Annotated in this window: 6 protein-coding genes and 1 pseudogene; 3 read left to right on the top strand and 4 right to left on the bottom strand. The window is 74.5% G+C overall.

Annotation, left to right across the window (positions count from 1 at the left end; translation table 11 throughout):
* A pseudogene (locus FGF04_RS17555) lies at positions 1-838 on the bottom strand (M56 family metallopeptidase); the annotation flags it as partial.
* A gap of 361 nt (positions 839-1,199) precedes the next feature.
* Between FGF04_RS17555 and FGF04_RS17550 the strand changes: the two are divergent.
* Positions 1,200-2,105: a glycosyltransferase family 2 protein gene (locus FGF04_RS17550; RefSeq protein WP_328596376.1), complete on the top strand. Its 906-nt coding sequence runs from the start codon at positions 1,200-1,202 to the stop codon at positions 2,103-2,105.
* A gap of 76 nt (positions 2,106-2,181) precedes the next feature.
* Here FGF04_RS17550 and FGF04_RS17545 read toward each other — a convergent pair whose 3' ends face one another.
* Both FGF04_RS17545 and FGF04_RS17540 read right to left on the bottom strand, forming a co-directional pair.
* Positions 2,182-3,951, bottom strand: coding sequence for a bifunctional 3'-5' exonuclease/DNA polymerase (locus FGF04_RS17545; RefSeq protein WP_149512183.1), 1,770 nt, complete (start codon positions 3,949-3,951; stop codon positions 2,182-2,184).
* Between the two features lie 145 nt (positions 3,952-4,096).
* Positions 4,097-4,825, bottom strand: coding sequence for a Clp protease N-terminal domain-containing protein (locus FGF04_RS17540; protein WP_149512182.1), 729 nt, complete (start codon positions 4,823-4,825; stop codon positions 4,097-4,099).
* Between the two features lie 83 nt (positions 4,826-4,908).
* Between FGF04_RS17540 and FGF04_RS17535 the strand changes: the two genes are divergently transcribed.
* Entirely contained in the window at positions 4,909-6,108 is a 1,200-nt protein-coding gene (locus FGF04_RS17535; RefSeq protein WP_149512181.1) for a DUF2786 domain-containing protein, read from the top strand.
* 227 nt (positions 6,109-6,335) lie between these two features.
* Positions 6,336-6,686 carry a hypothetical protein gene (locus tag FGF04_RS40075; protein ID WP_188114111.1) on the top strand — a complete coding sequence of 117 codons (351 nt, stop codon included), beginning with the start codon at positions 6,336-6,338 and terminating at the stop codon, positions 6,684-6,686.
* Positions 6,687-6,774: 88 nt separating this feature from the next.
* Here FGF04_RS40075 and FGF04_RS17525 read toward each other — a convergent pair whose 3' ends face one another.
* Positions 6,775-7,323, bottom strand: a complete 549-nt coding sequence (locus tag FGF04_RS17525; protein WP_149512180.1) for a DUF4232 domain-containing protein — start codon at positions 7,321-7,323, stop codon at positions 6,775-6,777.
* Between the last annotated feature and the right edge of the window lie 220 nt (positions 7,324-7,543).

Raw genomic sequence — 7,543 nt, 5'->3', positions numbered from 1 at the left:
GTCAGCTGCGCTCGGCCCGGTGATCAGATTTTGATCACCTGTACGCCGGGACCGCGCAGGAGAGGACGCCCCGGTGCTGGTTCAGCTCGATCAGTGCCAGGGCCGTCGTGAGGTGGCCGCAGCGGCGGGAGGCCGTGTCGTCGGCCGAGAGCTCGACCAGGCGGTGCGTCTGGTCGCGGAAGTGGCTGAAGACCGGGATGCCCGGGAAGCCGCCGGCCAGCGCCTGGGACAGGTGCAGCAGCCAGTCGTGGTGGGCGCGCGCGTGGCCGAGCTCGTGGGCCCGGATGGCGTCCAGCTGCTGGGTGGTGAGGCGTTGCAGGGCGCCCGTCGTGACGACGAGCTGGGGGCGGCTGCCCGGCATCCACCACGCGTCCGGGTACTCGTCCTCCAGTACGAGGAGGGGACCGCGCGCGGCGGGAAGGCCCGCCGGCAGCTCGGGGGCGCGTTCGCGCAGGTGCGCCCGGCGCAGGTTGCCGCGCCTGCGGGCCTCCACCAGCTCCCGGGCCAGCATGGCCGTGGTCCAGGCGGCGCCCCCGGCCAGCAGCAGCGTCAGCGCGGTGGTCCAGGGCGGCGCCGCGGCCAGGTCGTACGCCTCGGTGACGGCGGCCGGCGCGGGCGCGAACACGTGCGCGCGGACGGTGTGGAACACCGCCGAGGCACTCAGTACGAGAGACGTCAGACAGCAGAGCAGGACCGTGGCGACCAGGCACTGCCACACCCACAGCGCGAGCACCGGCTCCCGCTCGGGCCAGGAGGCGCGGGTCAGGACGCGGGGGCCCGCGACCGCGGCCGTCAGCGCGACGGCCGCCATCAGGAGGAGGGAGATGGATACGGTCATGCTCCGGGGCCTCTCTGCTCTCGCTCCGCCGGGCTTCCTCGCCCGCCTCCGGTCGTTCTCGGTCGCGTCCGCTTGCATCTGCTTGCATCCGGTCGCGTCCGGTCGTCCTCGGCTGCGGCCGGTCGGCGTCGGCCGCTCCGGGTGCCTCCGGCTCGTACCGGCGCGTAACACGCTACCCGGCCCACCGCCCCCGGCCGCAATGCGTGAAATGGACGGCGGGAGGAACCGCCGCGCACCGAAAGGGCCGTGAACGTGAGGAGTCTTCGTCGTGAACGGCTAGCATCGCTCCCTGACCGGCCGGGCGGGACCGAGGCCGAGGCCGAGAACGAAGTCGGGAACGAAGTCGAGGACGAGGGTCGGGGTGGGCGTCTTGTCGGTGGGACCGCGGATCGCGGTGGCCGTGGTGACGATGGGCACGCGGCCCCAGGAGGTCGACGCGCTGCTCGCGTCGGTGGCCAAGCAGGACGTCGCGCCCGAGCGGATCGTGATCGTCGGGAACGGGTCTCCGCTGCCCGAGTTCGCCGAGCGGCTGGGGCTGCCCGGCGAGGTCACCACCATCGAGGTCGACGAGAACCTCGGCTGCCCCGGCGGCCGCAACGTCGCCCTGCGGCGCCTGCGGGAGTTCGGGGACGTGGACGTCGTCGTCGAGCTGGACGACGACGGGCTGCTCGTCGACCCCGACGTGCTGCGGACCGTACGCGATCTGTACGCGGCCGAGCCGCGCCTGGGCATCGTCGGCTTCCGCATCGCCGACGAGAACGGCGAGACCCAGCGCCGCCACGTGCCCCGGCTCGGTGCCAAGGACCCCATGCGGGGCGGCGAGGTGACCTGCTTCCTCGGCGGCGGTCACGCCCTGTCCATGGAGATGCTGGAGCAGACCGGGGACTGGCCCGCCGAGTTCTTCTTCGCGCACGAGGAGACCGACCTGGCGTGGCGGGCCGCCGACGCCGGCTGGACCATCCGGTACGAGCCGCAGCTGCTGCTCCAGCATCCGAAGACCTCGCCCGCCCGGCACGCCATCTACCACCGCGTCACCGCCCGCAACCGGGTCTGGCTGGTCAGGCGGCGGCTGCCGCTGCCGCTGATCCCCGTTCACCTGGCGGTCTGGACCGCGCTGACCCTCCTGCGGACGCGGTCCGCCGGGGGGCTGAAGGCGTGGTTCGGCGGGTTCGTGGAGGGGCTGCGGGCACCGGCCGGGGAACGCCGGCCCATGCGCTGGCGCACCGTGTGGCGGCTCACCCGGCTGGGACGGCCGCCCGTCGTCTGACCGCGGGCCGCCGGTCTGTCGGTCCGTCATCGGGCCGCGGCACGGCGGACTGGCCGCGTCGTGCCGTGCGCAACGGCTACTTCGCGTCCGCGTAGCACTTCACCACCGCCGTCGTGAACGGGAACCGGACCGGTGTCTCCCCGAACGTCAGTCGGCCCGCCTGTTCCGCCGCCTCCCGGATCGCCGCGACCACCGCGTCGGCCTCCTCGGCCGGGCAGTGCACCATCACCTCGTCGTGCTGGAAGAAGACCAGCTCGGCCGCCATGTCCCGGCAGGCGCGGCGCAGTCCGGCCAGCACGAGGAGGGTCCAGTCGGCCGCGCTGCCCTGCACCACGAAGTTGCGGGCGAAGCGGCCCCGGGCGCGGGCGCGGGAACCGGCGGACGCGTATCCCGGCACCCGCTCCCGGCCGTCCTCCGGACCGGCCCCCGTGCCGGCGGCGCCCGGGCCGTCGGCCTCCTCGCCCGAGGCGCTCGGGCCGTACGAGCCGTCCGGATCGTCCGGGCCGTACGGACCATCCGGGTCGCTCGGGTCGCCCGAGCCCGCCACCGGTGGGCAGGTGCGGCCCAGCCAGGTCCGTACGAGGCGGCCCTCCTCGCCCGCCCGGGCCGCGTCGTCCACGTACGCCACCGCCCTGGGGAAGCGGCGGCGCAGCTGCGCGAGGTTCTTGAGGCCGTCGCCCGAGGTCTGGCCGTAGATCGCGCCGAGGACGGCGATCTTCGCCTGCGCGCGGTCGCCGGAGAAGGCGCGGTCGGAGACGGCCTGGTAGAGGTCGCTGCCGCGGCCCGCCACCTCCATCAGGCCGGGGTCGCGGGAGATCGCCGCCAGCACGCGCGGCTCCATCTGGTCGGCGTCCGCCACGACGAGCCGCCAGCCGGGGTCGGCGACGGCGGCCCGGCGGATGACCTTGGGGATCTGCAGCGCGCCGCCGCCGTTGGTCACCCAGCGGCCGGTGACGGTGCCGCCCGCCAGGTACTCCGGTCTGAACCGCCCGTCCCGCACCCAGTCCTGGAGCCAGGACCAGCCGTGGGCGACCCGGATGCGGTACAGCCGCTTGTGTTCGAGCAGCGGCTTCACGGCCGGGTGGTCGATCTTCTCCAGTTCCCAGCGGCGGGTGGAGCGCACCTTGATCCCGGCCTGCGCGAAGGCCTTGACGACGTCCGCGGGCAGGTCGGGCCGGACCCGGCGGCCGAACGCGGCCGACACCTCCTGCGCCAGCTCGACCAGCCGGCGCGGCTCGCCGCCCGCGTACCGTTCGCCGAGCAGTTCGTGCAGTACCTCGCGGTGCACGTCCGCGCTCCAGGGCAGCCCCGTCGCGTTCATCTCCGCGGCGACGAGCATGCCCGCCGACTCGGAGGCCGTGAGCAGCCGCATCCGCTCGGGGTGCTCGGCCGCGTCGTGTCTGCGCTGCTGGCCGGCGTACACCTCGACGAGCTGCGCCAGCGACACGTGGCTGCCGGGGCCGGGGCGCGGCTCGAAGAGCGAGGACTGCGAGCCGGGCTCCGCGGAGCGCTGCGGGGGATCGGGCGGTACGGGGCCGCCGTGCAGCCTCGCCAGCGCGGCGGCGGCCGAGCGCGGTTCGCCGAGCCGCCCCTCGTGGCCGAGCAGGAGGGTCTCGGCCGCCTCCAGGTCGTAGCACCGCTCCACGCGGACCCCCGCCGCGTACAGCCGGGGGTAGACCTCCGGCGTCGCCCGCCACACCCAGCGGGTGACGTCCGGCCGCGCGCGGACGGACGCGGCGAGGTCGGGCTCCCGCAGGATCGGTCCGGCGGGCAGCCCGTCGGGGCCGAGGGGGGCGAGCTCGGCGCCGCCGTCCTCGGTCGGCGCGAGGGCCCACCGGTCGGTCATGGCACGAGTCTCGCAGCAGGGTCCGACAATCCGGCCCGAGGTGTCCACGGCCCCGGGATCCTCATGACCCCACGGTCCCCGGCGACTCCCRCAGTCCCCGGCCACCCCCCCCAGGGTCCCGGGATCCCTACGATCCCGCGGCGGATCACTCCGCGAGGGTGCCCGTCACCTTCTCCAGTTCCTTCGCGACGTTCGCCTCGGCCCTCGCCTTGTCGATGCCGAGTCCGCTCAGCACGCCCGTCCCGGCCTCGTGCTCCAGCAGGGCGAGCAGGACGTGCTCCGTGCCGATGTAGTTGTGGCCCAGGCGCAGGGCCTCGCGGAAGGTCAGTTCGAGGACCTTCTTGGCGCCGGCGTCGAAGGGGACGAGCGCGGGCATGGACTCCGCGCGCGCGGGCAGCGCGGTGCTCGCGGCCTCGCGCACGGCGTCCAGGGTGACGCCCTGCGCGGTGATCGCCTTCGCCCCCAGCCCGTCCGCCTCGGTGATCAGGCCGAGGACCAGGTGCTCGGTGCGGATCTGGTCGTTGCCCGCGGTCCTGGCCTCCTCCTGGGAGACCACCACCACGTTCCGGGCGCGTGGCGTGTAGCGGCTGAAGCCCTGGCTCGGGTCGAGGTCCGCCTCGGCCTTCGGCACGAACCGCTTCTGGGCCGCCTGCCGGGTGACCCCCATGCTCCTGCCGATGTCCGTCCAGGACGCGCCCGAACGCCGGGCCTGGTCCACGAAGTGGCCGATCAGGTGGTCGGCCACGTCGCCGAGGTGGTCCGCGGCGAGCACCGCGTCCTGGAGCTGGTCGAGGGCGTCCTCGTGGACCTTCTTGATGGCCTCGATGAGGTCGTCGAGGCGTACGGAGGTGGTGGCGCGTGGATTCGTCGTCATGTGTCAACGGTAGGTTGACAGTGGAAGGGTGTCAACCTTGGGTTGACAGGCGATCTCCGCGGCGCCCGTGACACGATCGGGGGATGAGCAGTACGCCCTCCACGGTCGGACGCGCCTTCGAGGCCGCCCTCTACGCCGACACCGACGCGGCCCTCGACACCGGCGCCTCCCTGCTCGCCGCCGACCCCGCCTCGGACGCCGAACTCGCCCGCCGCGGCGAGGAGTTCGTCGCGGCTGCCTGGCGGCGCGGCTGGCAGCCCGCCGACGTCGTACGGATCGTGCGGCGCGAGCTGGCCGAGGTGCACGAGCGGCTCGTGTCGGAGCTGGTCCTCGCCGAGGCCGGCCGGGACCCGAGGCCCCGGGGGGCCCGCTGGGCGGCGCAGCTCGACGCACTGGGCACGTCGCGCGCCGCCGGAGCAGGCGCCGGACCGGGCACCGGGACGCCGCCGCCCCGTACCGACCGCTTCTCGTACGCGACCGCCGTCCTGGAGCTGTACCGCCTGCTGCTGCGCCTGCCGTCCCTGGAGCCGCTGGACGCGCACGTGCCCCGGACGGAGGCGCACGGGTCCACGAGCGCCGCTGCCCCCAAGGACACCCGCATGCTCACCCGTATCCGCGCGCTGCTCGCCAAGGCGGAGGCGACCGGGTTCCCGGAGGAGGCGGAGGCGCTGAGCGCCAAGGCGCAGGAGCTGATGGCGCGGCACAGCATCGACGAGGCGCTGCTCGCGGCGCGCACGCACGCCGGGGACGCGCCCGGGGCCTGGCGGATCGGCGTCGACGCGCCCTACGAGACCGCCAAGGCCGTCCTCCTGGACGCCGTGGCCGGGGCGAACCGGTGCCGCGCGGTGTGGAACGAGGCCCTCGGCTTCTCCACCGTGGTCGGTTTCGAGCCCGACCTGGAAGCGGTCGAGCTCCTGTACACCTCCCTCCTCGTGCAGGCCACGGCCGCGATGACGAAGGCGGAGGCGGCCCAGCGCGCGGGCGGCAGGAAGCGTACGAAGTCCTTCCGGCAGTCCTTCCTCGCGGCGTACGCGCATCGCATCGGCGACCGGCTGGCCGCGGTGGCGGACGCGGCGGAGGGTCAGGTGACCGCCGCGGAGGGGGAGTTGCTGCCGGTTCTCGCGGCGCGTGACGTCGCGGTCGCGGACGAGGCGGAGCGCATGTTCCCGGACACCGTCACGACCCGGATGCGCGGCGTGCACGACGCGGCGGGCTGGGAGGAGGGCTCCGCGGCGGCGGACCGCGCCCGGGTGAACGCACGGACACCGCTGCGGCGGCCTTGACGCGGAGGACTCCAGGACGGGGCGCCCGCCCTGACGCGGAGGAGCCCAGGACCGGGCGCCCGCCCTGACACGGGGACCCCGGGACGGGGCGGGCGCCCCGTTTGGCTGATCAATTCGCGCCGTCCGCGATGTTCGTCGTGAAGCTGGGGGTGAGGGCGGCGAGGACGCGCGATCGCGCGGCCGGATCTCCCGCCCATCCGTCCGTCAACTTCTCCATGGGAGCAACCATGCGTGTGCGTACCTTCCTCGCCGCCGGCGCCTTCGCCGTCACCGCGATCCTCGGCAGCGCCGGCTCGGCCCTCGCCGACGAGCACGACGAGAGCCGGAACGAGGGCGGCTTCCGGGCCTGCGGCGAGTTCGCGGGCGCCGGCCACGGCGACGCCTACTACGGCGAGGGCTGCGCGGCCGGCCACTGGAAGAGCGAGAACGTGAGCCACGAGGACGACAGCGACGACCGCCACGACGGCGACAACCGCCACGAGGGTGACGGCCGCCACGAGGGCGGGAACCGCCACGACAACCGTCACGAGGGCCACCACGGCGGCGGCAACCTGATCGGCGACCTCTTCGGTCGCTGATTCGCCGCAGTGCCCTGTTCGGGGAACGGCCGTCTACCGGTCGTTCCCCGAACGCGTCAGCGGGCGGTGCCGGTGCCGGTGCCGTTCCTCAGTCGCCCGTCCGCTGCAGCGGGGTCACCGAGGCGTCCGGTTCGGTCGCGCTGCGCAGCGCCACCTCGCCGTACTTCCACGGGAAGGACAGCGCGGCGTCCGCACCGGGCAGCTCGAACTTCGCGGTCTCCACGGCGGCACCCTTCGCCGCGTCGCCGGCGGGACCCCGTACGTACGTGATCGTGAAGCCGACCGTCTCGTCCTGCTTCACCGTCAGCTTCTCCGGTTGCGCGGACTTCTCCGGGGCGACCTCCAGGGTGGTCCCGCCGGCCTCCAGGCCGACGGCCGGGAAGCCCTCCAGGGTGCAGTCGGCGCCGGTGCCGTTGGTCAGGGTGACGGAGACCGTCCCGGTGTCGCCCGCGGCCGGGGCCTCGCTGGCGGCGACCTCCCGGTCGAGCCCGTCACCCGCGCAGACGGTCGGGGAACCGCCCGACTTGCCGTCGGACTTCTCCTTGTCACCGCCGCCACCGTCGTCGCCGCCGCAGGCGGACAGGGTCAGGGCGAGCGTCGCCGCGAGAGCGGTGACGGCGATCGGCAGGGTGCGCATGTTTTCCTCTGGCCTCTGGGTCCGACGTACTGACTCGTAGATCATCATGCGGTTCCGCGCGACCGTGTTCCACCGCGGTCGCGCCACGACACGACCGCGTCACCGCGACACGACCGCGACACGACCGCGACACGACCGCGTCACCGCAGCCTCGCACGTCCCGTGCCCGGACATGCCGCCCGTCCGCCCCGGGTACGCCACCCGTCCGTCCCGGCTACGC

The organism is Streptomyces apricus (genome assembly GCF_008369065.1).
Lineage (GTDB): Bacteria > Actinomycetota > Actinomycetes > Streptomycetales > Streptomycetaceae > Streptomyces > Streptomyces apricus.
Note: the sequence above shows the minus strand (reverse complement) of the source record. Positions and strands in the feature narration are given on the sequence as shown.

Excerpts from the sequence above, each read along its gene's own strand:
- FGF04_RS17540 (WP_149512182.1), bottom strand. The coding sequence starts at position 4,825 with ATGACGACGAATCCACGCGCCACCACCTCCGTACGCCTCGACGACCTC.
- FGF04_RS17525 (WP_149512180.1), bottom strand. The coding sequence starts at position 7,323 with ATGCGCACCCTGCCGATCGCCGTCACCGCTCTCGCGGCGACGCTCGCC.
- FGF04_RS17535 (WP_149512181.1), top strand. The coding sequence starts at position 4,909 with ATGAGCAGTACGCCCTCCACGGTCGGACGCGCCTTCGAGGCCGCCCTC.
- FGF04_RS17545 (WP_149512183.1), bottom strand. The coding sequence starts at position 3,951 with ATGACCGACCGGTGGGCCCTCGCGCCGACCGAGGACGGCGGCGCCGAG.
- FGF04_RS40075 (WP_188114111.1), top strand. The coding sequence starts at position 6,336 with ATGCGTGTGCGTACCTTCCTCGCCGCCGGCGCCTTCGCCGTCACCGCG.